The sequence below is a fragment of the Sphingobium sp. CCH11-B1 genome (assembly GCF_001556865.1).
Classification (GTDB): domain Bacteria; phylum Pseudomonadota; class Alphaproteobacteria; order Sphingomonadales; family Sphingomonadaceae; genus Sphingobium.
Map to the genome: position 1 here is coordinate 1 of NZ_LSJY01000214.1, position 23,016 is coordinate 23,016.

The window sequence follows — 23,016 nt, forward strand, 5'->3', positions numbered from 1 at the left end:
ATCGGGGGTGGTGGCGATCTGCGGCGCGGGCGTCGGCGTATGGACGATGGGCGGGGGAGCGACGACCTCGGGCTTGGAGGGCGGAGGCGGCGTGTCCTGCTGCGCAGCGGGCGGCGGCGGAGGCGACGACAGGTTGACGACCGTCAGCTTCGCTTCCTTTGCCTGGATATAATTCTGCCGCACCTGAACCAGTGCGAAGACGAGGGCCGCATGGAGCAGCAGGATGAGGAGGATGACCGGCAGGTTCGCGCGGGACCGGGCACCGTAGCGTTCCACGGCGACGGCAGGCGACGGGACCGGGCGCAAAGCGATGCGAACCGGCTCCACAAAGCCGATGTCGTAACCCGCCTCTTCGGCTCTGTCCTCTGCCAGTCGCAACATGACAGCTCTTCTCCTCCAACGTTGAATGCGTCCTATCGCGAACATTAATGCGAATCAATTGCACATATTACCTATATGCCTGATCGCGGGAAAGCTGAGCAGACGGGCGGCAGCCCAAGGAGGTTGGAGCTGCCGCCATCCCCCCCCCCCCGGCAAGGGACGACGTCGGGGGGGGCGGACTGTCTAGAGCTTGTAGCCCAGGGTCAGCACCCAGGAGCGCCCCTCGCCCGGATTGGCCCAGCCATTGTTGCGGATGCTGGTATAATATTTCTCGTTGGTGAAGTTCTGGACGTTGAGCTGCGCGCTGAACTTGTCCGTGATCGGATAGGACAGCATCGCCCGATGAACCAGGTAGGAGTCCGACTTGTACATCGGCGCGCCGGTCACATTGGTCAAAAAGAAGCTGCCCTGATAGGTCAGGCCATATCCAAGCTGCAGGCCGAACGGCAGGTTGTAGGTGGTGAACAGGCTGCCCGAATGCCTGGGGGTATTGGTCATCGAATTGCCGGCCTGCGGGTCGAAGGCGGGGCAGGTCAACGCCGTGGTGGTGCCGGGCGGCGTATAGCTGGCATTGGGATTCTCAAGACAGTAGTTGGAGATCGACTGCTTCACCTTGCTGTCGAGATAGGTGTAGTTGGCGAAGATCGTCCATTCTGGCGTGATATTGCCCGACGCGCCGAGCGTGATGCCGTCGACCCTGTTGCGCCCGTCGCCAACCGGCAGATTGCCGACGAACGGATCGTTGCTGGCGACGCGGTAATTGGTGCGCTCGTTGCGGAACAACGCAGCCGTCAGTTGCAACCCGCCGTCGAACAGGTCGATCTTGCCGCCGATCTCATAATTCTTCGCCTGTTCGGGCGACAGGTCGCACGGGTCGATATTGAGGTTCGCCGCCGCCGCCAGGCCGCAGCCGGCACGGACCGTGGTGCTGGTGGGGTTCCGCGAATTGCCATAGGCGACGTAGAGGCTTGCGTTTTCCGCCGGCTTGTAGACCAGGCCGATGCGGTAGGAGAACAGGTCGTCGGTCGAGTTCTGTTTGCCGCCGGTAAGGTAGCGCGTGGCCTGTCCGTCCGGGATGGACAGCGCCGACGGCGTGATCGTGTCGGAGCGGAAGCGGGCGCGATTATGTTCGTAGCGGACGCCGCCGTTCAGTTCGATCTGATCGACGATCTTGACCGCCGCGAAGGCATAGGCGGCCACGTTGAACAGATCGCCCTTTTGCCGGCTGGTCTGCGTGGGATTGATCGGCCCGATATAGTCCGTCGGCACACCTATCGGGATCGGGTTCAACACTGGGTTGGGGGTGCCGCCGCCGGGATTGCGGAAGATGTTGCCGCTGTCGAGGTCATAATCCTCCTGCAGGGCGGAGGTGCCCAGGACCAGCGTGTGCCCGCCCGGAATGTTGAACGTGAGGTCGGTTTGGCTGTAGAGCGCCTGATTTTCCGAGAAGCGGAAATTGCCGCGCGGGCCGCCGGGATAGTATAGCCCCGGCACCTGGCCGGCGGCGCAGGCGGCGCCGGTCTGGGTCTGACCGCCCGGCAGGCAATAGGTTCCACCCTGGGGTGGATCAACCACCAGATCCTGCTCGACGCGCTGCCAGCGGGTCAGGTTACGGATCGAGACCGTGTCGCTGAAGCGGTGATCGAAGATCGCGGTCGCCTGGTCGATGGTCTGGTCCTGACGGTCGACATTCCGGTAACCTAGATAGCTGCTATAGGGCACGCCCGGCAGCGGCCCGTCATAGACGCCGTTCTTGTAGTAGGGCACGCCGTAGAGGGGCGTGTTCCGGTCTTCCTGATGCGTGTAGAGCAGCGTCAGCGAAGTCGGCCCATCGACGCCAATCTTGACCGATGGCGCGACACCCCAGCGCTCGTAGCGATCGACCTGGCGGCGCGGCACGTCATTTTCATGATACATGGCGTTGAGGCGCACCGCGACCAGATCGGAGACGCGGACATTGCTGTCGATAGTGGCGCGATAATAATCGGACGTTCCAATGCCCGCCTGGATCAGCGTCTCGTCCTGCGCCTTGGGCCGTTTGGTGACGATGTTGATGTTGCCGCCGATGGCGCCGGAGCCGCCATAGACCGAGTTCGCGCCGTTGGTGACCTCGATCTGTTCAATGTTGAATGGGTCGGTGCGGCTGTACTGCGCACTGTCGCGCACGCCATCTATGCTGATGTCGGTATTCGCGCTCTGGCCGCGCAGGTTGATGCTGTCGCCATAGCCGCCGCCACCTTCACCGGCGCCGAAGGTGATGCCCGGGATGGTGGACAGCACATCGCGCAGGGTCAGGAGATTCTGCTTCTGAATCGTCTGGTTGCCGATAACCGTGATGGTCTGCGGCATGTCTAGCAGCGGCCGCACATATTTGGGAGATTCCGCTTTTTCGACCTTGATCGAGTCTTCCTCGATCGCGGTGTCGGTCACGGTCATTCCGCCCAGCTTCCGTCCGGGCTCTTCCTGCTGCGCATGGGCGGCGGTGGCGAAGGCCAGCGCACCGACGCAGCCCAGTGCCAGGAAAGACGGCGTGGTCGTGTTCTTGGTCATGAAGCAGTATCCCCTTTTGATCACCGGGGCTGCTATTGCGAATCGTTCTTATAGTCAATGCTATTGCGAATAATTCTTACCACCCTGCTCGAGCTGCTCGAACAGCCAGCAGCGAATGGCGCTCGCAAGATTGGGAGGGTCGGCCGCAGCCATGCGCATCACGTCGATGCGCGCGATCAGCGCATTCAGGGGAAGCTGCCGTGCCGACGCCGCCTGGCGCAGCGCGTCCCAGAATATCGGTTCCAGGCTGATCGCGGTCTGATGGCCGGCGATGGTGACGCTCCGCTTCACGGGCGGAGAAAAGGGCGACCCTTCACGATCGACAGGGCCGCCCGCCATCATCAATACATGTGCTGGCCGCCGTTGATCGACAGCGTGCTGCCGGTCACGAAGCCGCCATCCTCGCTGCAGAAAAAGGCGACGCCGCGCGCGATCTCATGCGCCTGGCCCAGCCGGCCGACGGGGATCTTGGCCACGATCTTCTCCAACACGGGAGCCGGCACGGCGGCCACCATGTCGGTGTCGATATAGCCAGGCGCGATAGCGTTGACCGTGACGCCATATTTCGCGCCTTCCTGTGCCAGCGCCTTGGTGAAGCCATGGATGCCGGACTTGGCTGCGGCGTAGTTCACCTGCCCATATTGGCCGGCCTGCCCATTGATCGAGCCGATATTGACGATGCGGCCCCATCCGCGTTCGCGCATGCCGCCAAAGGTCGCCTTGGCCATGTTGAAGCAGCCGCCCAGATTGATGCGCATGACTTCGTTCCAGTCGTCGAAGCTCATCTTCGCGAGCACCCCGTCGCGCGTGATGCCGGCATTGTTGACGACGATGTCGATGGGGCCGATATCCTGCGCGACCTGTGCGCATCCATCCAGGCAGGCCTGATGATCGCCGACATCCCACTTGTAGGCGGCGATGCCGGTTCGTTCGGTGAAGGCCTTTGCCTTTTCCTCATTGCCCGCATAGTTGGCGGCGACGGCGTAGCCCAAGTCCTTGAGCGCCAGGCTGATTGCCTCGCCGATGCCGCGTGTTCCGCCGGTCACGATCGCCACCTTCGACATATGTGCATCCTTCTCCTGCGTCTGGGTCAGTCGATCCAACCCGAAAGCTCACGGCTCAGCAGCCTTTGATACAGGGTGATAGCTTCGGCTGATGCGTTTAAACAGGGCAAAAAGACGAATTTTTCGCCGCCTTCGCGCAAAAATGCGTCCCGCGCGCGCAGCGCGATTTCTTCGAGCGTTTCTAGGCAGTCCGCGGCAAAACCCGGAGTGACGACAGCAATATTGCGGACACCGCCCCTGACCAGTCCGGCAAGCGTCGCCTCCGTCTCTGGCTCGAGCCATTTGGCGCGACCGAAGCGGGACTGGAAACTCATATGCACCGGCAGGGACAAGGCTTCGCGCAGCAGCCGGACAGTCTTCACGGACTGGCAATGATAGGGATCACCCAGTCGCAATGTCCGTTCAGGCATGCCATGGAAACTGGCGAGCAGCGCGTCGGGCGCAAAGTCCAACCCGGCCAGGCTGCGCTCGACCGACATTTTCAACGCGGCGATATAGGCCGGATCGTCATGATAGGGCGGCAGGGTACGGATTGCCGGCTGCCACCGCATCGCCGCGAGCGCGGCGAAAGCGGCGTCATTGGCGGTGGCGGTCGTGGCCGCACTATATTGGGGATAGAGGGGTGCGATCAGGATGCGCTCGCACCCAGCCTGCTTCATCGCGGCCAGCCGTTCAGCGATGCCGGGATTGCCATAGCGCATGGCCCAATCGACGACGACGCCCTGCCCCATCGCAGCCTGCATCGCCTGCGCGGTGGCGCGGGTGTGGACGGCAAGCGGCGATCCTTCCTCCGTCCAGACCTGGCTATAGGCGTGGGCGGACTTCTTCGGGCGCGTGGTCAGGATCGCACCGTGCAGGATCGGCTGCCAGAGGATCCGGGGTATTTCCACCACTCGCCGGTCGGAGAGGAATTCGCGCAGGTAACGACGCACCGAAGCAGCATCCGGGGCATCCGGCGTGCCGAGGTTGATGAGCAGCACGCCGACCTTGGGCGTGGCGATGGCGGGATGGTCGGGGGGAAGGATCATGGCGAGGCCAATAGAGGAAGACGGCGCAATCGCTGACCTGTCCAGGTGTACAGGGCGTTGGCGACGGCCGGCGCGACAAGCGGCGCCGCCAGATCGGTGATGCCGGCCGGCGGCGCGGTGCTGCGGATCAATTCCACGGACACTTCCCCGATGTCGGCAAGGCGCGGCAGGTTCATGCGGCCAAGCATCGCCCGCGTCGGAAGGCCGCCCTTATAAGGAGTGGATGCGCCGAGCGCGTAGGCAAGGCCATAGATGAGGCCGGCCTCCACCTGTTGCCGCGCGATGTCGGGATTGACCTGATCGCCCGCATCCACCGCTGCGACAATACGCGAGACGCTGACCGTGTCGCCGCGCATCTCCGCTTCGACCATGATGGCGGCATAGGCGCCGCCAGCCATGCGCGCAGCGATGCCTTGCCCGCTGCCGCTGATGCCGCCCTGCCAGCCGCCCATCGCGGCGGCGGTGGACAGGCAATGGGCAAGGCGGGGATTGCCGCCCAGCATCTGGATGCGGAAGGACATCGCCTCGATCCCGGCAAGATGCGCCAGTTCATCGACGAAGCTTTCGGTGAAGAAGGTGCCGTACAACGCCGCATTGCCGGGCGCAAAGCCAAGGGCAAGGCCGACATCCGCCGGATAGTGATCCACCGCCCAGTTGGGCGCAGCATAAGGCAGCGCCATCCCTGCGACAGCGAGGCGGGTGGGCTGGTCCGCCATGTCGGCCGCGGCTTCGTGCGGCATGTCGCCCCGCCCTACCCGCGCCCATGTCTGGCTCATGGCGCAAGGTGCGGCGACCTTTGCCAGCCAGCCTTCGATCGCGCCGTTGCGTCCCAGCTTCGCGGCGAGGCGCGCCCGGGCGGGCGAAGCCGGGCGATCCTGCACCACATCCTCGATCCGGGACCATTGGAGTTGCACCGGCCGGCGCATGTCGCGGGCAATGAGCGCCGCCTGCAACCCGGCCTCCCAGTCCATGCGGCGGCCGAAGGATCCCCCTGCGTGCAGCGGATAAAGCGTCACCGCCGCTTCCGGCAGATCGAGCGCCTGGGCAATGGCGTTGCGGGCCAGCGCAGGCGCCTGGGTCGCCAGCCATATCTCGGCGTCCTCGTCCGTCACGCGGGCGGTGGCCGCCATCGGTTCGAGCGTCAGGTGCAGGCCAGCGTCGACCTGATATTCGCTGGCCAGGATGGTCGCACCTTCGAACACGGGCAACAGGTCGCCTTGCGCATAGATGCGCCGCCCGGCGGACCCGGCGAAGGCCGTCTCCAGCATGTCCTCGATCGCTTCGCTGCTTACCGGCTTGCCACGCAGGGTGAAGACCGGATCGGCAAGGTCCAGCGCCTTGTTCGCCGCCCACCAGTTGCTGGCGACGGCGGCTACCCATCGTTCCTGCTTCACCAGCTTGAGGAAACCGGTCACGCCCGCAGGCGATCGCTCGTCCAGCCCGGCGAGCACAGCGTCACCGATCGGCCCTTGCCGGATCGAAGCATAGACCATGTCGGGCAGGCGAATGTCGGCGGCGAAATTGTGGCTGCCGTCAATCTTCGACGGAGTGTCGAGCCGGGGCAGATCCTGCCCCGAAAGGCGGCCGTCCTGCCCTTGCCGATAGGGAAGGATGTCGGGCAGATCGAAGCGGGCGGCATCCTCCACGACCTCGCCGATCTTCATGCGCTTCGCCCCGCCGTCGGAGATCACGCCTTCCTGAATGTCGCAGCTTTCCCAGGGGATGTCCCATCGGGCCGCCGCCGCCTTGCACAGCAGCACCCGAGCGGCCGCGCCGGCATCGCGATAGGCATCGTGGAACATGGGGATGGACGTGCCCGCACCCGTCAGCATCAGGGAAGACCGGCTGGCATATTGGCCGATCGCCCAGTCGCCCGCCTCCCCCAGCAGGCGCGTCCAGTCGCTCGCCAACCATTCGCGCGCGAGGAGCGTGTTGGCATAGAGCGGGCTTATGGGCGCGCTCTGGACCGCGACCGTGCGCCAGTCGGCCCCAAGCTCATCCGCCAATATCTGGGGCAACAGGGTGGCAACCCCCTGCCCGCTTTCCATCTGCGGCACGATGACGATGATCTGGCCGGAACGGTCGATCTTCAGGAAGGCATTGAGGATGGTTTCGCCCGGGCCGGCATTGAGGTTGGGCCGGTAACTGCGCGGCCATACGCCCCAGGCGAGCAGAAGACCCGCCGCCGCGCCGCCGCCCACGATCAGGGTCCGGCGATCAATGCCCTTGCTTCTATCCGATCGCTTTCGCGGTGCGCGCGCCATGCCCTGCCTGATAGAGGCGCGCGGGCCGGCTGCCTAGCGTCAATCGGCGCGAACGGGCGCGACGCCAAGACGCGGGATTTCTATCGCCGGGCAGCGATCCATCACGACCTTGAGGCCAGCGGCTTCCGCCCGCGCGGCGGCGGCATCGTTGATGACGCCGATCTGCATCCAGACCGACTTCGCGCCGATGGCGATCGCGTCGTCCACGGCTTCTCCGGCTGCTTCGCTGCGGCGGAAGATGTCCACCATGTCGATGGGCACGCCGATGTCGGAAAGCCGCGCCCACACGAACTCGCCATGAACATGCTCCCCGGCGATCTGCGGGTTCACGGGCAGGACGCGATAGCCATGGTCCTGAAGGAAGGCCATGACCGAATAGCTGGCGCGGTCCGGCCGGTCGGATATGCCGACAAGCGCGATGGTGCGGGTTTCGTCCAGCAGATCGGCGATGTCCTGTGCGGCGGTCAGTGGCATGGCGTGTCTCCTCTCCCATGACATGGGGAGGACGCGAGCCGGTGCAAGACGTTCCTTTCCTGAAGACCTCGCGATAGCATGGCGGCATGTTTACCATCCGCCCGGCCAACCTTTCCGATCAGCAGACCATCGCGCTGCTGGCACTCCACCTGACGGGAATGCAGGCGAACAGCCCGCCCGAGTCCGTCTTCGCGCTGGACCTGAGCGGGATGCGCGCGAGCGACCTGGATGTCTGGACCGCATGGGATGGCGAGAAGATCGCCGGAATTGCGGCATTGCGGACGCTCTCGCCCGGGCATGGCGAAATCAAGTCGATGCGAACTCATCCCGACCAGCTGCGGCGCGGCGTGGCGGCGCTGCTGCTGGCGCACATCGTGGCGGAGGCGCAAGCCCGCGGCATGACGCGCCTCAGTCTCGAAACAGGCAGCGGTCCGTCCTTCGATCCGGCGCTCGCTCTCTACCGGCGGCACGGATTCGTCGATGGGCCTGCCTTTGGCGATTATCACAGGAGCGGCTTCAACCAGTTCCTGCATCTGGACCTGTGATCAGGCCTTTTCTTTCAGCCAGTCCGCAACCTTCCGCGCTATCCCCATGAAAACGTCCGCATGCGCGCCTTCGCCTGCGGCGGGTGGATCGCCCGCATCCGACCGGCGGCGGATGTCGATGGCGAGCGGGATGCGACCAAGGAAGGGCATGGAAAGTTGCGCCGCCTCCCGCTCCGCGCCGCCCTGCCCGAACGGATCTGAAATCTCGCCGCAATGGGGGCAGGCATAGCCGGCCATATTTTCGACAAGGCCGACCATCGGCACGCCCGCCTGCGCGAACAGGCTGACGGCGCGGGTCGCGTCGATCAGGGCCAGGTCCTGCGGTGTGGACACGATCACCGCGCCGGCCGGCTTGTGCTTCTGGACCATCGACAGCTGGATGTCCCCGGTGCCGGGCGGCATGTCCACCACCAGCAGTTCAGCATCGCCCCAATGCGCGTCGATCAACTGCCCCAACGCATTGCCCGCCATCGGGCCGCGCCAGGCCAGCGCCTTGCCCGGCTCCACCAGATGCGCCATCGACAGCATCGGGACGCCGTGCGGGCCGGTAACGGGCATCAGCTTCTTGTCCTGCGCGACCGGCTTCTGGTCCTCGCTCGCCATCAGCTTCGCCTGGGATGGGCCATATATGTCGGCATCGACCAGCCCAATCTTGAGGCCGAGGCGATGCAGCGCCACGGCCAGGTTCGCTGAAAGCGTCGACTTGCCGACGCCGCCTTTGCCCGATGCGACGGCGAGGATGCGCAAGGGGCGGCGCTCGGCCGTTTCTATTATGCGGACATCGATCACATCGGACAGGGTGAGACCGCCTTCCCGGATGGCGGCGGCAAGGCCTTCGCGCTGCTGCGGCGACAATCCCGCGACGTCGAGCGTCAGCGTCATCACGCCGTCCCTGATGCGCGGGGCACTGGCGCGGCCATCGGTCAGGGCGGTCAGGCGGGCGGTAAAATCGGCAAGATCGGTCATGGCGACGGCCTCTAGGAAATTATCGCGGCCATTTGCACTGTTTTTCGGACCGGAGGCTTCCTATAGAAGGGGTCATGACAAGATTATTCGGGTGGATGCCCGCAATCGCAGCGATGGTCCAGGGCCCCTGGGGCGGCAAGAATGACGGGCCGGATGGGGATGATGGCAAGGGAGGCCCCGCCGGCCCCCGCAATCCGTGGACGCAGCCGGGCAAGCCGACAGGCGGCGGCCAGAAGGGCCCTTCCGCGATCGAGGAACTGCTGCGCCGCGGCCGGGAAAGTTTCGGCAATGGCGGTGGCGGGTTCGGCGGCCTGCCGCCTCGCGCGTCGAGCAAGGCGCTGTGGCCCATCGGCATCGCCCTTCTCGTCGTGCTGTGGCTGGTTCTGACCAGCTTCCACCGTGTCGGCCCGCAGGAACGGGGTGTCGTCACCCTGCTTGGCAAATATAGCCGGACGCTGACCCCTGGCATCAGCCTTACCCTGCCCGCTCCTTTCGAGGCAGTGACCACGGTCGATGTAGAGGAAATCCGTACGATCGACATCGGATCGGTGAGCGCGGAAAACGAAAATCTGGTGCTGACGGGCGACCAGAACATCATCGATCTGGCCTATTCGGTGCGCTGGAACATCCGCAATCCCGAATTATATCTCTTCCAGCTGTCCGACCCCGATGCCACGGTGCGCGAGGTCGCGGAAAGCGCGATGCGATCGGTGCTGGCGAGTGTCAGCCTGGACGATGCGCTGGGCGCTGGCCGCACCACCATCGAGCAGCAGGTCGAACAGCGAATGCAGGAAATACTGGATGGCTACAAGTCGGGCATCCGCATCCAGGGCGTCGCGATCAAGCAGGCCGATCCACCAACAGCGGTGAACGACGCATTCAAGGCGGTGTCAGCCGCGCAACAAACGGCCCAGACCTACCTCAACGAAGCGCGCGCCGCCGCGCAGCAGGTGACCGCCAAGGCGCAGGGCGAGGCCGCCGCCTTCGACAAGGTCTATGAGCAATACAAGCTCTCCCCGGAGGTGACGCGCCGCCGCATGTATTACGAAACCATGGAAGGCGTGCTGTCGAACGTCGACAAGACCATCGTCGAAGGAAAGAATGTGACGCCTTACCTGCCGCTGCCCGAACTCAAGAAGCGCGCGCAGGCGACACCGGCCGAGAGCGCCGCCAGCACGGGAGGACAGTGATGACCCTGTTTCGCCATCCCGTCGCCCTGGCCCTGATCGCGCTGTTCGCGCTTATCGTCCTGGGCAGCACCATCGCCATCGTGCCGGAAACCAAGCAGGGCGTGATCGTCCGCTTCGGCGATCCCAAGGCAATCATCAACCGCTACCGCGCCAACGAGACGTTCGGAAACACCGGCGCGGGCGTCATCCTGCGCCTGCCCTTCATCGATCAGATCGTGTGGATCGACAAGCGGGTGCTGTCGGTGGAGATGGAGCGGCAACAGGTGCTGTCGACCGACCAGCTCCGCCTGCAGGTCGACGCCTTCGCCCGTTATCGCATCGTCGATCCGCTGCGCATGTATATCGCGGCGGGCAGCGAGGAGCGCGTGTCCGACGCGCTGCGCCCGATCCTGGGATCGGCGCTGCGCAACGAACTGGGCAAGCGGCCTTTCGCCGCTTTGCTCAGCCCGGAGCGCGGCCAGGTCATGCAGAATATCGAGACCGGCCTGAACCGCGTCGCCCGCCAATATGGGGCGGAGATCGTGGACGTGCGGATCAAGCGCGCCGACCTACCTGACGGCACGCCGCTGGAAAGCGCCTTCACCCGTATGCGCACCGCGCGCGAACAGGAGGCGCTGACCATCCGCGCGCAAGGTGCGAAGCAGGCGCAGATCATCCGAGCGGAGGCGGACGCCAACGCCGCCCGCATCTACGCCGAAAGCTATGGCAAGGACCCGCAATTCTACGACTTCTACAGGGCCATGCAAAGCTATCGCTACACCTTCTCGCCCGACCGCAGCGGCCAGACCAACATCATCCTGTCGCCCGACAATGAGTTCCTGCGCCAATTCCAGGGTGGACGTTGATCGAGCGGAGGATCATTACGGAACCAGCGCCATTCAAAGAGGGTTAAGGCAAGGCGGCGCATGTGAAGGACTATCCGAAGAGTCCCGCCTTCCCCATTCCCTGAATATCTGAAGAGGACCGTCACGAGTGCGTTACGCTTATGCCATTACCGGCGCCCTGCTGCTCGGCGGCACCGCCATCGCCGTTACCACCAGCTCCAATGTGGGCGCGCAGGTCGCGCAGAATGAAGGCCTGCAGGCCGCTGCGCCCGCAGGCGCGCCCGCCAGCCTGGCCGACATGGTCGAAAAACTGCAACCCGCCGTGGTCAACATTTCGACCAAGCAACGGGTGAAGGTACAGAATCCTTTTGCCGGCACGCCTTTCGGCGACCTGTTTGGCCAGGGTCAGGGCCAGCCGCAGACCCGGCAGGCGCAGTCGCTGGGTTCGGGCTTCATCGTCTCGGCCGACGGCTATATCGTCACCAACAACCATGTCGTGTCTGCTGGCGCGGAGGGCGCGAGCGTCGAGCAGATCACGGTCACGCTGACCAACAAGGAAGAATATACCGCCAAGCTGGTGGGCCGCGACGCCGCGACTGACCTTGCGGTGCTCAAGATCACGTCCAGCAAGCCTCTGCCTTTCGTCAAGTTCGGCGACAGCACCAAGGCGCGCGTGGGCGACTGGGTCGTCGCCATCGGCAATCCGTTCGCCCTGTCGGGTACGGTGACGGCGGGCATCATTTCCGCCCTGCATCGCGGCACCGGTGGAACATACGACAAGTTCATCCAGACCGACGCCTCGATCAACCAGGGCAATAGCGGCGGCCCGATGTTCGACATGCGCGGCAACGTGATCGGCATCAACAGCCAGATCCTCTCGCCCTCGGGCGGCAATGTCGGCATCGGCTTTGCCATCCCGTCCGAACAGGCCGCGCCCATCGTCCAGCAACTGATGAAGGGCCAGTCGATCAAGCGTGGCTATCTGGGGGTGCAGATCAGCCCGCTCGGCGAAGACCTGGCCGATTCGCTTGGCCTTGCCAAGAATCGCGGCGAGTTCGTCCAGAGCGTCGAGCCGGGCAAGGGCGCGGACAAGGCGGGCATCAAGGCAGGCGACGTGATCGTCAGCGTGGCGGGCCAGGAAGTCAGCCCCGACCAGAATCTCTCCTCGATCGTCGCCAGCCAGTCGATCGGCGCGCGCGTGCCGATCGTGCTGATCCGCAACGGCCAGCGCCAGACGGTGACGGCTGTCGTGGGCGAACGCCCGTCCGAGGACGAGCTGAACAGCTTCGCGCAGGGCCAGGACGATGACGATTTCAGCCAGCAGGACCAGAATCCGGGCCAGGCGGCGCAACAGTCGCTGGGTATTTCCGCGATCCCGCTGACGCCGTCCATTACGCGCCAGCTTGGCATCGCCGCCGATACGCGCGGCGTCGTGATCACCGGGGTGGACGGGTCGACCGATGCGGGCGCCAAGGGCCTGCGCCGCGGCGATGTGATCCTGAGCGCCAATAATCGCCCCGTGCTGAGCCAGGCGGACCTGGACGCACAGGTCAAGGCGGTGGCCGCGCAGGGCCGCAACGCCATCCTGTTGCAGGTGCTGCGGCGCGGTCAGCCGGCGATCTTCCTGCCGGTGCGCCTGCGCGACAAATAGACGGCGCTTGCCGAAGCATCCCGGTTCGCTAGGATCGGGATAGCCTGTCAGACCCGTTCGGGCCGGTCCGTCGCATTGTCGATGGGCCGGGGCGAGCGGGTCTTCTTTTTCTGGAGGGTGCGTGAATGAGCGAAGGTATCTTCATCGGTCTTGGCGCGCCGGAGAAGGAAGGCGGCATTCCCCAATATCTGAATTTGCGGCGCGCCAATCGGCACGGCCTGATCGCGGGCGCGACCGGCACCGGCAAGACCGTAACGCTGCAGGGCATTGCCGAAAGTTTCTCGGCGCTGGGCGTGCCGGTGTTCATGGCCGATGTGAAGGGCGATCTGGCCGGCATTTCCATGGCGGGCTCCCCCACCGCGAAAAATGCAGACAAGCTGGTCACGCGCGCCACGGAAGTAGGCCTGACCGATTACAGCTATGCCGACAATCCGGCGATCTTCTGGGACCTGTATGGCGAACAAGGCCATCCTGTTCGCACGACGGTAAGCGAAATGGGGCCGTTGCTCCTGTCCCGTCTCATGGGCCTTAACGAAACCCAGGAAGGCGTGTTGTCGATCGCCTTCAAATATGCCGATGAGCAAGGGTTGCTGCTGCTCGACCTTGGCGATCTTCAGGCGATGCTCGCTTATTGCGCCGAGAATGCCGACACGCTTTCTGCTCGCTACGGCAATGTGACAAAGCCCAGCGTCGGCGCGATCCAGCGGCAGTTGCTGCAACTCGAAAGTCAGGGCGGCGACCATTTCTTCGGCGAACCCGCGCTCGACATCCACGACATGCTGCAAGTGGACGAGAAGGGACGCGGCTACATCAACATCCTTGCCGCCGACAAGCTGATGCAGAGCCCCAAGCTCTACGCCACCTTCCTGCTGTGGCTGCTGTCCGACCTGTTCGAGACGCTGCCCGAGGTGGGCGACCCGGACAAGCCCAAGCTGGTCTTCTTCTTCGACGAGGCCCATCTTTTGTTCGAGGACGCGCCCAAGGCGCTGACCGACAAGATCGAACAGGTGGTGCGGCTGATCCGGTCCAAGGGCGTGGGCGTCTATTTCGTGACGCAGAACCCGATCGACATCCCCGAAGATGTGGCCGGGCAATTGGGCAACCGCGTGCAGCATGCCTTGCGCGCCTTCACCCCGCGCGACCAGAAGGCGATCAAGGCCGCAGCCGACACCTTCCGCGTCAATCCCGACCTGAATGTCGAAACGGCGATCACCGAATTGAAGGTCGGCGAAGCGCTTGTGTCCCTGTTGCAGGAGGATGGCTCGCCCGGTGTCGTCCAGCGTACGCTGATCGCCCCGCCCCGCTCCCGCCTGGGACCGCTGGATGCCAAGGAACGCGCGATCATCCAGTCGATCTCGCCCTGCGCCGGCAAATATGACGAAACCATGGATCGCGAATCGGCGGAGGAAATCCTGGCCGCGCGGGGACAGGCGGCCGCTGCCGCCGCGCAGGCGGAAAAGGCGAAGGCGGAGGCAGACAAGGCTGCAGCGGCGCAAGCCAAGGTGGAAGCAAAACAGCGCGAGGCGGATTTGAAAGAACAGGCGCGGCGCGATGCGGCCGCCGCGCGGGAAGCCGCCAAACCGGGCGCTTTGGAGAAAGCCATGCAATCGGCGACCCGTTCCGCCGCTTCGTCGGTCGGGCGTCAGGTCGCCAACGAACTGGGCCGGGCGGTATTCGGCGGATCGCGCCGCCGTTCCTCATTGGGAGGCATAGCGGGCCAACTTGTACGCGGGATATTGGGCAGCCTGTTCAAATAGCCGGCATCTTGCGCCGGATTTGAAGGGTCATCGGGCGGGGCAGACCGCGTAGAACCGTGCCCGGATAGGCCGATTTTGTCTGCGACAAGGAAAAGCAGGGCGAAGCGCCATTTTGCGCGATTGCTTTCACGGGCGCGACCCGGCTAAGCCACGCCCCATGACGGCTTCTCCCCCGCCGAGCCATCCGCTTCGCTTCCCCAGTTTCCGGGCCTATCTGATCGGGCGGCTGGCGGCCGTGCTGGCACAATATAGCATGATGATCGTGCTGGGTTGGCAGGCCTATAATATCGCACGCGAAACGATGACGACCGCCGGCGCGTCGGCGCAGCTGGGGCTGATCGGACTGGCGCAGTTCATCCCCCTCTTCTTCCTGACGCCCGTCACCGGATGGGTCGCGGATCATTATGACCGGCGGATCATTACCCGGATCACCCTGACGATGCTCACCGCGGCGTCCGGGCTGCTGGCGTTCGCCACCTTCGAAGGATGGGTCAGCTTGCCGCTGGTGTTCGCGGTCGCCGTGGTCGTGGGCATCGCCCGCGCGTTCAACGGCCCGGCCTATGGCGCGCTCGCGCCCAACCTGGTGCCGCCTGCCGTCCTGCCCAACGCCATCGCCATTTCCAGCGTCTTCTGGCAAACCGGGATGATCGCGGGCCCCGCGCTGGGCGGCTATGCCTATGCAGCCGCGCCCTGGGGCGCCTATGCGATCGCGTCGGGGCTGTACGGCGTCGCGTTGGTCGCCATGTTCTTCATTGGTCGGGTGCCGCAGCCGCCACGCGACACGACCCGCCATCCGTTGCGCCAGATGATCGACGGCTTCGCCTATGTGAAGGGCAACAGGCTTGTGTTGGCGACGATCACGCTGGACCTGTTCGCAGTGTTGCTGGCCGGCGCGACGGCGCTGCTGCCGGTCTACGCCCGCGACATATTGCATGTGGGATCGGCGGGCCTCGGTCATCTCGCCGCAGCCCCCGGCGTCGGCGCAGGGGCGACGGCGCTCTGGTTCTCCTTCCGCCCGATGAAGACGCAGGTCGGCATCAAGATGCTCGGCGCGGTCATCCTGTTCGGACTTGCGACCATCGCCTTTGGCTGTACCGCCTTCCTGCCACGCTCCATCGCGGTTGAAACCGGCATCGCATCCTTGGTGGTGCTGGGCAGCGCCGATATGGTGTCGGTGTTCGTGCGCCAGTCGCTGGTGCAGTTGCACACGCCCGACGCCATGCGGGGGCGCGTGTCGAGCCTGTCCCAACTCACCATTTCCGCGTCGAACGAACTGGGCGAAGCGGAGTCCGGCTTCCTCGCGGCGCTTGTCGGTCCAGTGGCAGCCGTCATCGGGGGCGGCATCGGCGCGATACTCATCACGATTTTCTGGGCGCGCCTCTTTCCCGAATTGCGCCTTGCACATAGTTTCGATCCACCCGACATCGGGCGAGCGCACCCCACCCAGGAGAAGCCCCTATGAAAGCTGCCTCGATACTCGAAACCATCGGCAACACGCCGCATATCCGCGTCCAGCGCCTGTTCGGCGACGCTGAAGTGTGGATCAAGTCGGAACGAGCCAATCCCGGCGGATCGATCAAGGACCGCATCGCGCTGGCGATGATCGAGGCCGCGGAGGCATCGGGCGAATTGCAGCCCGGCGGCACGATCATCGAGCCGACATCAGGCAATACCGGCGTGGGCTTGGCCATGGTGGCGGCCGTCAAGGGATATCGGCTGGTGCTGGTCATGCCGGAAAGCATGTCGATCGAGCGACGGCGGCTGATGCTGGCCTATGGCGCAAGCTTCGACCTTACCCCGCGCGAAAAGGGCATGAAGGGTGCGATCGAGCGCGCGCTGGAGCTGGTAAGCCAGACGCCGGGCAGCTGGATGCCGCAGCAGTTCGAAAACCCGGCCAATATCGATGTGCACGTCCACTCGACCGCCGTCGAGATCTTGACGGACTTCGGCAACACCCCGATCGATGCGCTGATTACGGGCGTCGGCACCGGCGGGCATATTACCGGGACGGCCGAGGTGCTGAAGAAAGCCTGGCCCGACCTCAAGGTGTTCGCGGTGGAGCCGACGCTGTCCCCAGTCATCAGCGGCGGGCAAGCGGGGCCCCATCCCATCCAGGGTATCGGCGCGGGCTTCGTGCCGGCGAACCTGCACACGCAGTTGCTGGACGGCGTGATCCAGGTCGATCCCGCCGATGCGAAGGACTATGCCCGCCGCGCCGCACGGGAAGAAGGGATGCTGGTCGGGATTTCGTCGGGCGCGACTCTGGCCGCCATTGCGCAGAAGCTGAAGGATCTGCCGGCGGGAAGCCGGGTTCTCGGCTTCAACTATGACACGGGCGAACGTTACCTGTCCGTGCCCGATTTCCTGCCGGAATAAGCGCAAACGTCCAGACGCATGACCGAACTGTCATCTTCTGCCCGGCCACATGCGGTCATGTGGCTGGTATGGGCGCTCATCCTGGTGGGTCTGCCGATGGCGGTGGCCGGATGGGAAAGCCGGTCCCGCCCGGAAGGCCCGTCCGCGCCGTTTCACGCGATCGCGCAGCGCGCCCGGATGCAGGCGATCGCGGCGCCGCCGCCACCGGTCGAGCCGGTGCAGATCTACGCGCTCGGGCCGGAAGAAGCGCGCGCGTTCAATGCCAAGATCCCCTTCTCGCGGGATCCCAACCCGGCCGCGCGGCCGTTCCTGTTCCGCGGATCCGACGCCGACCTCGCGCGCGCGACCGACTGCCTCGCCGCGGCGCAGCTCTACGAGGCGGGGGACGACGCCATCGGAGAACAGGCCGTGGCGCAAGTGGTGTTGAACCGCGTCCGCCATCCCGCCTTTCCCAAAACGGTGTGCGGTGTGGTCTTTCAGGGGCAGGAGCGACGGACCGGCTGTCAATTCACCTTCACGTGCGACGGCGCGCTGGCGCGTGTCCCCCGGCCAGCGGCATGGCTGCGCGCCCGCGACATCGCGCGGGCGGCCCTGGCCGGCAAGGTGTTCAAGGCGGTCGGATATGCCACCCACTATCACACCGACTGGGTCGTGCCCTATTGGAGCGACAGCCTGGACAAGATCACGGCCGTAGGCACGCATCTTTTCTTCCGCTGGCGCGGATGGTGGGGAACCCCGCCCGCCTTCCGCTTCGGCAGAGAAGGCGCAGAACCTGTTGTCGGCAAGATCGCGCAACTGTCCATCGCACATGGCGCTGGCGCAGAAGCCACCCCGTTCCTTGCGCTGGATGCGGATGTGCTGGCGACGCATCCCGAAAGCGTCGGCATGGACGCGATCGGCAAGACGGTGGCGGGCGTGCGCATCATCTCCGTGGCGGATGCTGCCAGCTTCCTGGTGGAACTGCCGCGCGGGAGCGCGCCTGACAGTTGGCCGTCGCTCGCGCAGACTTTCTGCGCCGGGCGCGCGCAATGCCGGATCATGGGCTGGGTTGCCGGCGAAGCGCCAAAGGAGGTGCCGCTGACGCTTGCCGCAATGGCCGCCATGCGCTTTTCCTATATTCACGACGCGACGAACAATCTTCAGAAGGCTCTTTGGAACTGCAGCCGGACGCCGCGCATAGTGAAAGCCCAATGCATGCGCGACCGCATTCCGGTGGCTGTACCGTCCGCTGCCGCCACCGATACAGGATTGCCCGGCATACGGCGAAAGACGCGGTTCGAAACGGTCAGGATCGCGCCACCGGGCGAGACGGTATCTTCATCCGCAGCGAGCAATGTGACAGAGGCTCAGCCATAGAACCCGTAAAAGCGGGGCATCGGAAGGATGCGGTCGTCCGGGTGAGATTATGGTTATTTCCCAACCCTCTTCACAAGCGGTTGTCGCGCGCCTATATGGCTGTCACGAAACCGGCTGGTCGATCCCTTCTAAATGGATCGGCGGGCCGTCTCCCGGATCGCCCGGGGACCCGTTCGACTAGCGCTCGAACGTGGCGGGATTGGGCGGAATCGGCGAGTCACAGACGCTGACAGTGCGGATCGGACAGTCCCGGCCCGCACTTTTTTGCGTGGCATGACAGGTGCGAATCACCCGTCATGACGTAACATACGGACTGAATTTCCGCTGCGATGCGGGAAAATACGACGAACCGTTACAGGCAGGAACCGCATGGCGACCAAAGCTCTTCCCCCCATCAGCAACACCGGCGCGAAGAAGCGCATCCGCAAGGTGTTCGGCGACATCCACGAAGTGGTGCAGATGCCGAACCTGATCGAGGTTCAGAGGGAGAGTTACGAACAGTTCCTGCGGTCCGACCCGTCGATCGGCTATGTGTCGGGCCTTGAAAAGACGCTGCGTTCAGTGTTCCCGATCCGCGATTTCGCCGGCACTGCCGAAATGGACTTCGTCCATTACGAGCTGGAAGACCCCAAATACGACGTCGAGGAATGCCGCCAGCGCGGCATCACCTACGCCGCGCCGATGCGCGTGACGCTGCGCCTGATCGTGTTCGAAGTGGACGCCGACACCGAAACCCGCTCCGTGCTCGATATCAAGGAGCAGGACGTCTATATGGGCGACATGCCGCTCATGACGCAGAACGGCACCTTCATCGTCAACGGCACCGAGCGCGTGATCGTCAGCCAGATGCACCGTTCGCCCGGCGTCCTGTTCGACCATGATCGGGGCAAGACCCATGCATCGGGCAAATATCTCTTCGCCGCGCGCGTCATCCCCTATCGCGGTTCGTGGCTCGACTTCGAATTCGACGCCAAGGACATCGTCAACGTCCGCATCGACCGCAAGCGCAAGCTGCCGGTCACGGCGCTGCTCTATGCGCTGGGCCTCAACAGTGAGGACATCCTCGGCCAGTTCTACAACAAGGTGACCTTCCTGCGCGGCGAAGGCGGCTGGCAGATCCCCTACACCGCCGAGGCATGGCGCGGCCTCAAGCCCGCCTTCGACATCGTCGACGCCAAGTCGGGCGAAGTCGTGTTCGCCGCCGGCCACAAAATCTCGCCCCGCGCCGCCAACAAGGCGGAGAAGGACGGGCTTGAGACGCTGCTCATTCCGACCGAGGAAGTCTATGGCCGCTACAGCGCCTATGACCTGATCAACGAGAGCACCGGCGAAATCTACATCGAGGCGGGCGACGAAGTGTCGCCGGAAAATCTCGAAAAGCTGGACAAGGCAGGCATCGACCGCCTGGAACTGCTCGACATCGACCATGTCACCACCGGCCCTTGGATCCGCAACACGCTGAAAGCCGACAAGGCCGAAGATCGCGACCAGGCGCTGGCCGACATCTATCGCGTCATGCGCCCCGGCGAACCGCCGACGAAGGAAACCGCCGAAGCGCTGTTCGCCGGCCTGTTCTTCGATCCGGAACGCTATGACCTGTCGGCGGTCGGCCGCGTGAAGATGAACATGCGCCTCGACCTCGATGCCGAGGATACCGTTACCACCCTGCGCACCGAGGACATCCTCGCCGTGGTCAAGGAGCTGGTGAACCTCAAGGACGGCAAGGGCGAGATCGACGACATCGACAATCTCGGCAACCGTCGCGTCCGCTCGGTGGGCGAGTTGCTGGAGAACCAGTATCGCGTCGGCCTGCTGCGTATGGAACGCGCCGTCAAGGAACGCATGTCGTCCGTCGACGTGTCGACCGTGATGCCGAACGACCTCATCAACGCGAAGCCCGCCGTGGCCGCGGTGCGTGAATTCTTCGGTTCCTCGCAGCTGTCGCAGTTCATGGACCAGACCAACCCGCTGTCGGAAGTCACGCACAAGCGCCGCGTGTCGGCGCTTGGGCCGGGCGGTCTGACGCGCGAACGCGCGGGCTTCGAAGTTCGCGACGTCCATCCGACCCACTATGGCCGCATCTGCCCGATCGAGACGCCGGAAGGCCCGAACATCGGCCTGATCAACTCGCTCGCCACCTTCAGCCGCGTCAACAAGTACGGCTTCATCGAGACGCCGTATCGCAAGGTCGTGGACAACAAGGTGACGAACGATGTCGTCTACCTGTCCGCCATGGAAGAGGCCAAGCACACCATCGCGCAGGCCAACGCCGAAGTGAACGCCGACGGCAGCTTCGTCGAAGACCTGATTTCCGCGCGGGAAGCGGGCGAATTCCTGATGGCGCCCAAGGATCACATCACGCTGATGGACGTCAGCCCCAAGCAGCTGGTGTCGGTCGCGGCCTCGCTCATTCCCTTCCTGGAGAATGACGACGCCAACCGCGCGCTGATGGGATCGAACATGCAGCGTCAGGCGGTGCCTCTGGTCCGCGCCGAAGCGCCCTTCGTCGGCACCGGCATGGAAGGCACTGTTGCGCGGGATTCAGGCGCGGCCATCGCGGCCAAGCGCGCGGGCATCGTCGATCAGGTGGACGCGACCCGTATCGTCATCCGCGCTACCGGCGACGTTGAACCCGGCCAGTCGGGCGTCGACATCTACACGCTCCAGAAGTTCCAGCGTTCCAACCAGGACACCTGCATCAACCAGCGCCCGCTGGTGAAGGTGGGCGACCTGATCGAAGCCGGCGACGTGATCGCCGACGGCCCGTCGACGGAGTTCGGCGAACTGGCGCTGGGCCGGAACACGCTCGTCGCGTTCATGCCCTGGAATGGCTACAACTACGAAGACTCCATCCTGATCTCTGAGCGAATCGTGAAGGATGACGTCTTCACCTCGATCCATATCGAGGAGTTCGAGGTCATGGCCCGCGACACCAAGCTGGGGCCGGAAGACATCACCCGCGACATTCCCAATGTCGGTGAAGAAGCGCTGCGCAACCTCGACGAGGCAGGCATCGTTTACATCGGCGCCGAGGTGGAGCCGGGCGATATCCTGGTCGGCAAGATCACGCCAAAGGGCGAAAGCCCGATGACGCCGGAAGAAAAGCTGCTCCGCGCGATCTTCGGCGAAAAGGCGAGCGACGTGCGCGACACGTCGCTGCGCCTGCCGCCGGGCGTCGCTGGCACGGTCGTCGAAGTGCGCGTCTTCAATCGTCACGGCATCGACAAGGACGAGCGCGCCATGGCGATCGAGCGGGAGGAAATCGACCGCCTCGCCAAGGACCGCGAAGACGAACGCGCGATCCTCAACCGTGCGACCTTCAACCGCTTGTCTGAAATGCTGCTGGGCCAGACCGCTTCGGCAGCGCCCAAGGGCGTCAAGAAGGGCGTCGTCATTGACGAGGCTCTGCTGGACGAAGTCGAGCGTCATGAATGGTGGAAGTTCGCCGTCGAGGACGATCAGCGTCAGGCCGGCATCGAAGCCGTCAAGGCGCAGTATGACGAAGCGGTGAAGCTGATCGTCGAAAAGTTCGAGGATCGCGTCGACAAGCTGCAGCGCGGCGACGAGCTGCCCCCGGGCGTGCTCAAGATGGTCAAGGTGTTCGTCGCGGTGAAGCGCAAGCTGCAGCCGGGCGACAAGATGGCCGGCCGTCACGGCAACAAGGGCGTCATCAGCCGCATCCTGCCGATCGAGGACATGCCGTTCCTGGAGGACGGCACCCATGTCGACATCGTGCTCAACCCGCTGGGCGTGCCGAGCCGCATGAACGTGGGCCAGATCTTCGAGACACATCTGGGCTGGGCCGCGCGCGGCCTGGGCCAGCAGATCAAGCATGCGCTGGAGGATTGGCGCGAGGCCAATCCGAATGCGGAAGCAGGCGCGATGCCGGACGCGGTCAAGCAGCGGTTGCTCGACACTTATGGCGAGCAATATGCCGACCAGATCGAGGGCCGCGACGCCGACCAGATCATCGATCTGGCCGAACATCTGGGCCGCGGCGTGCCGATGGCGACGCCGGTGTTCGACGGTGCGCGGGAAGCCGACGTGTCGAAGATGCTGGAACTGGCGGGGCTGCACTCGTCGGGTCAGTCGGACCTGTATGACGGCCGCACGGGCGACAAGTTCGACCGCAAGGTCACCGTGGGCATCATCTATATGCTGAAGCTCCATCACCTTGTGGACGACAAGATCCACGCCCGTTCCATCGGCCCCTACAGCCTCGTCACCCAGCAGCCGCTGGGCGGCAAGGCCCAGTTCGGTGGCCAGCGCTTCGGTGAGATGGAGGTGTGGGCGCTCCAGGCCTATGGTGCCGCCTACACGCTGCAGGAAATGCTGACGGTGAAGTCCGACGACGTGGTCGGCCGCACCAAGGTCTATGAGGCGATCGTCAAGGGCGACGACACGTTCGAGGCCGGCATTCCCGAGAGCTTCAACGTGCTCGTCAAGGAAATGCGCAGCCTCGGCCTCAACGTCGAGCTCGCCGCGATGGACGAGATCGAGGACGGCGACGACGGCCTCGCGCAGGCGGCGGAGTAAGGGGCCGGGCGCTGTCTCCCAAGGACAGTGCCCTCCCCATCCTCGCCCCGGAAT

General features: G+C 64.6%; 16 protein-coding genes and 1 pseudogene. 9 read left to right on the forward strand and 8 right to left on the reverse strand.

Going from position 1 to position 23,016, the window contains the following annotated elements:
* From AX724_RS21985 to AX724_RS22015, 7 genes and pseudogenes are all read right to left on the reverse strand, one after another.
* Positions 1-381, reverse strand: a pseudogene (locus tag AX724_RS21985) (energy transducer TonB); the annotation flags it as partial.
* A 183-nt stretch (positions 382-564) separates the two neighbouring features.
* On the reverse strand, positions 565-2,931 hold the full coding sequence (locus AX724_RS21990; RefSeq protein WP_066771336.1) for a TonB-dependent receptor: 2,367 nt from the start codon (positions 2,929-2,931) through the stop codon (positions 565-567).
* Positions 2,932-2,991: 60 nt separating this feature from the next.
* Complete coding sequence (locus AX724_RS21995) at positions 2,992-3,273, reverse strand: ribbon-helix-helix domain-containing protein (protein WP_066771338.1); 282 nt, start codon at positions 3,271-3,273, stop codon at positions 2,992-2,994.
* Entirely contained in the window at positions 3,273-3,995 is a 723-nt protein-coding gene (gene phbB / locus AX724_RS22000) for an acetoacetyl-CoA reductase (protein ID WP_066771340.1), read from the reverse strand. The genes AX724_RS21995 and phbB overlap by 1 nt, the downstream gene beginning before the upstream one ends.
* Before the next feature lie 26 nt (positions 3,996-4,021).
* Positions 4,022-5,023 carry a ferrochelatase gene (gene hemH / locus AX724_RS22005; RefSeq protein WP_066771341.1) on the reverse strand — a complete coding sequence of 334 codons (1,002 nt, stop codon included), beginning with the start codon at positions 5,021-5,023 and terminating at the stop codon, positions 4,022-4,024.
* Positions 5,020-7,287, reverse strand: coding sequence for a molybdopterin cofactor-binding domain-containing protein (locus AX724_RS22010; protein WP_066771343.1), 2,268 nt, complete (start codon positions 7,285-7,287; stop codon positions 5,020-5,022). The genes hemH and AX724_RS22010 overlap by 4 nt, the downstream gene beginning before the upstream one ends.
* A 39-nt stretch (positions 7,288-7,326) precedes the next feature.
* The gene (locus AX724_RS22015) at positions 7,327-7,761 is read right to left on the reverse strand and encodes a CoA-binding protein (RefSeq protein WP_066771346.1); all 435 of its coding nucleotides are present in this window, start codon (positions 7,759-7,761) and stop codon (positions 7,327-7,329) included.
* 86 nt (positions 7,762-7,847) lie between these two features.
* Between AX724_RS22015 and AX724_RS22020 the strand changes: the two genes are divergently transcribed.
* Complete coding sequence (locus AX724_RS22020) at positions 7,848-8,306, forward strand: GNAT family N-acetyltransferase (RefSeq protein WP_066771356.1); 459 nt, start codon at positions 7,848-7,850, stop codon at positions 8,304-8,306.
* Here the strand turns inward: AX724_RS22020 and AX724_RS22025 are convergent, their stop codons facing one another.
* Positions 8,307-9,272 carry an Mrp/NBP35 family ATP-binding protein gene (locus AX724_RS22025; RefSeq protein WP_066771362.1) on the reverse strand — a complete coding sequence of 322 codons (966 nt, stop codon included), beginning with the start codon at positions 9,270-9,272 and terminating at the stop codon, positions 8,307-8,309.
* Positions 9,273-9,346: 74 nt separating this feature from the next.
* Here AX724_RS22025 and hflK point away from each other — a divergent pair, with 74 nt between their 5' ends.
* The 8 genes from hflK to rpoB all read left to right on the forward strand — a co-directional run bounded on the left by hflK (position 9,347) and on the right by rpoB (position 22,962).
* A complete protein-coding gene (gene hflK / locus AX724_RS22030; RefSeq protein WP_197421669.1) occupies positions 9,347-10,462 on the forward strand; it encodes an FtsH protease activity modulator HflK in 1,116 nt (371 codons plus the stop codon).
* Complete coding sequence (hflC, locus tag AX724_RS22035; protein ID WP_066771371.1) at positions 10,462-11,307, forward strand: protease modulator HflC; 846 nt, start codon at positions 10,462-10,464, stop codon at positions 11,305-11,307. Before hflK ends, hflC begins: the two co-directional genes overlap by 1 nt.
* A gap of 127 nt (positions 11,308-11,434) precedes the next feature.
* Complete coding sequence (locus AX724_RS22040) at positions 11,435-12,937, forward strand: Do family serine endopeptidase (RefSeq protein WP_066771373.1); 1,503 nt, start codon at positions 11,435-11,437, stop codon at positions 12,935-12,937.
* A 125-nt stretch (positions 12,938-13,062) separates the two neighbouring features.
* The gene (locus AX724_RS22045; RefSeq protein ID WP_066771375.1) at positions 13,063-14,694 is read left to right on the forward strand and encodes a helicase HerA-like domain-containing protein; all 1,632 of its coding nucleotides are present in this window, start codon (positions 13,063-13,065) and stop codon (positions 14,692-14,694) included.
* Positions 14,695-14,851: 157 nt separating this feature from the next.
* Positions 14,852-16,156, forward strand: a complete 1,305-nt coding sequence (locus AX724_RS22050; protein WP_066771377.1) for an MFS transporter — start codon at positions 14,852-14,854, stop codon at positions 16,154-16,156.
* Entirely contained in the window at positions 16,153-17,070 is a 918-nt protein-coding gene (gene cysK, locus AX724_RS22055; RefSeq protein WP_066771380.1) for a cysteine synthase A, read from the forward strand. The genes AX724_RS22050 and cysK overlap by 4 nt, the downstream gene beginning before the upstream one ends.
* Before the next feature lie 18 nt (positions 17,071-17,088).
* On the forward strand, positions 17,089-18,426 hold the full coding sequence (locus AX724_RS22060; protein WP_066771382.1) for a cell wall hydrolase: 1,338 nt from the start codon (positions 17,089-17,091) through the stop codon (positions 18,424-18,426).
* A 369-nt stretch (positions 18,427-18,795) separates the two neighbouring features.
* Positions 18,796-22,962 (forward strand): DNA-directed RNA polymerase subunit beta, encoded by a 4,167-nt coding sequence (gene rpoB / locus AX724_RS22065; RefSeq protein ID WP_066771384.1) that lies wholly within the window; start codon positions 18,796-18,798, stop codon positions 22,960-22,962.
* Positions 22,963-23,016 lie beyond the last annotated feature (54 nt).

Excerpts from the sequence above, each read along its gene's own strand:
- AX724_RS21990 (WP_066771336.1), bottom strand. The coding sequence starts at position 2,931 with ATGACCAAGAACACGACCACGCCGTCTTTCCTGGCACTGGGCTGCGTC.
- AX724_RS21995 (WP_066771338.1), bottom strand. The coding sequence starts at position 3,273 with ATGATGGCGGGCGGCCCTGTCGATCGTGAAGGGTCGCCCTTTTCTCCG.
- phbB (WP_066771340.1), bottom strand. The coding sequence starts at position 3,995 with ATGTCGAAGGTGGCGATCGTGACCGGCGGAACACGCGGCATCGGCGAG.
- hemH (WP_066771341.1), bottom strand. The coding sequence starts at position 5,023 with ATGATCCTTCCCCCCGACCATCCCGCCATCGCCACGCCCAAGGTCGGC.
- AX724_RS22010 (WP_066771343.1), bottom strand. The coding sequence starts at position 7,287 with ATGGCGCGCGCACCGCGAAAGCGATCGGATAGAAGCAAGGGCATTGAT.
- AX724_RS22015 (WP_066771346.1), bottom strand. The coding sequence starts at position 7,761 with ATGCCACTGACCGCCGCACAGGACATCGCCGATCTGCTGGACGAAACC.
- AX724_RS22020 (WP_066771356.1), top strand. The coding sequence starts at position 7,848 with ATGTTTACCATCCGCCCGGCCAACCTTTCCGATCAGCAGACCATCGCG.
- AX724_RS22025 (WP_066771362.1), bottom strand. The coding sequence starts at position 9,272 with ATGACCGATCTTGCCGATTTTACCGCCCGCCTGACCGCCCTGACCGAT.
- hflK (WP_197421669.1), top strand. The coding sequence starts at position 9,347 with ATGACAAGATTATTCGGGTGGATGCCCGCAATCGCAGCGATGGTCCAG.
- hflC (WP_066771371.1), top strand. The coding sequence starts at position 10,462 with ATGACCCTGTTTCGCCATCCCGTCGCCCTGGCCCTGATCGCGCTGTTC.
- AX724_RS22045 (WP_066771375.1), top strand. The coding sequence starts at position 13,063 with ATGAGCGAAGGTATCTTCATCGGTCTTGGCGCGCCGGAGAAGGAAGGC.
- AX724_RS22050 (WP_066771377.1), top strand. The coding sequence starts at position 14,852 with ATGACGGCTTCTCCCCCGCCGAGCCATCCGCTTCGCTTCCCCAGTTTC.
- cysK (WP_066771380.1), top strand. The coding sequence starts at position 16,153 with ATGAAAGCTGCCTCGATACTCGAAACCATCGGCAACACGCCGCATATC.
- AX724_RS22060 (WP_066771382.1), top strand. The coding sequence starts at position 17,089 with ATGACCGAACTGTCATCTTCTGCCCGGCCACATGCGGTCATGTGGCTG.
- rpoB (WP_066771384.1), top strand. The coding sequence starts at position 18,796 with ATGGCGACCAAAGCTCTTCCCCCCATCAGCAACACCGGCGCGAAGAAG.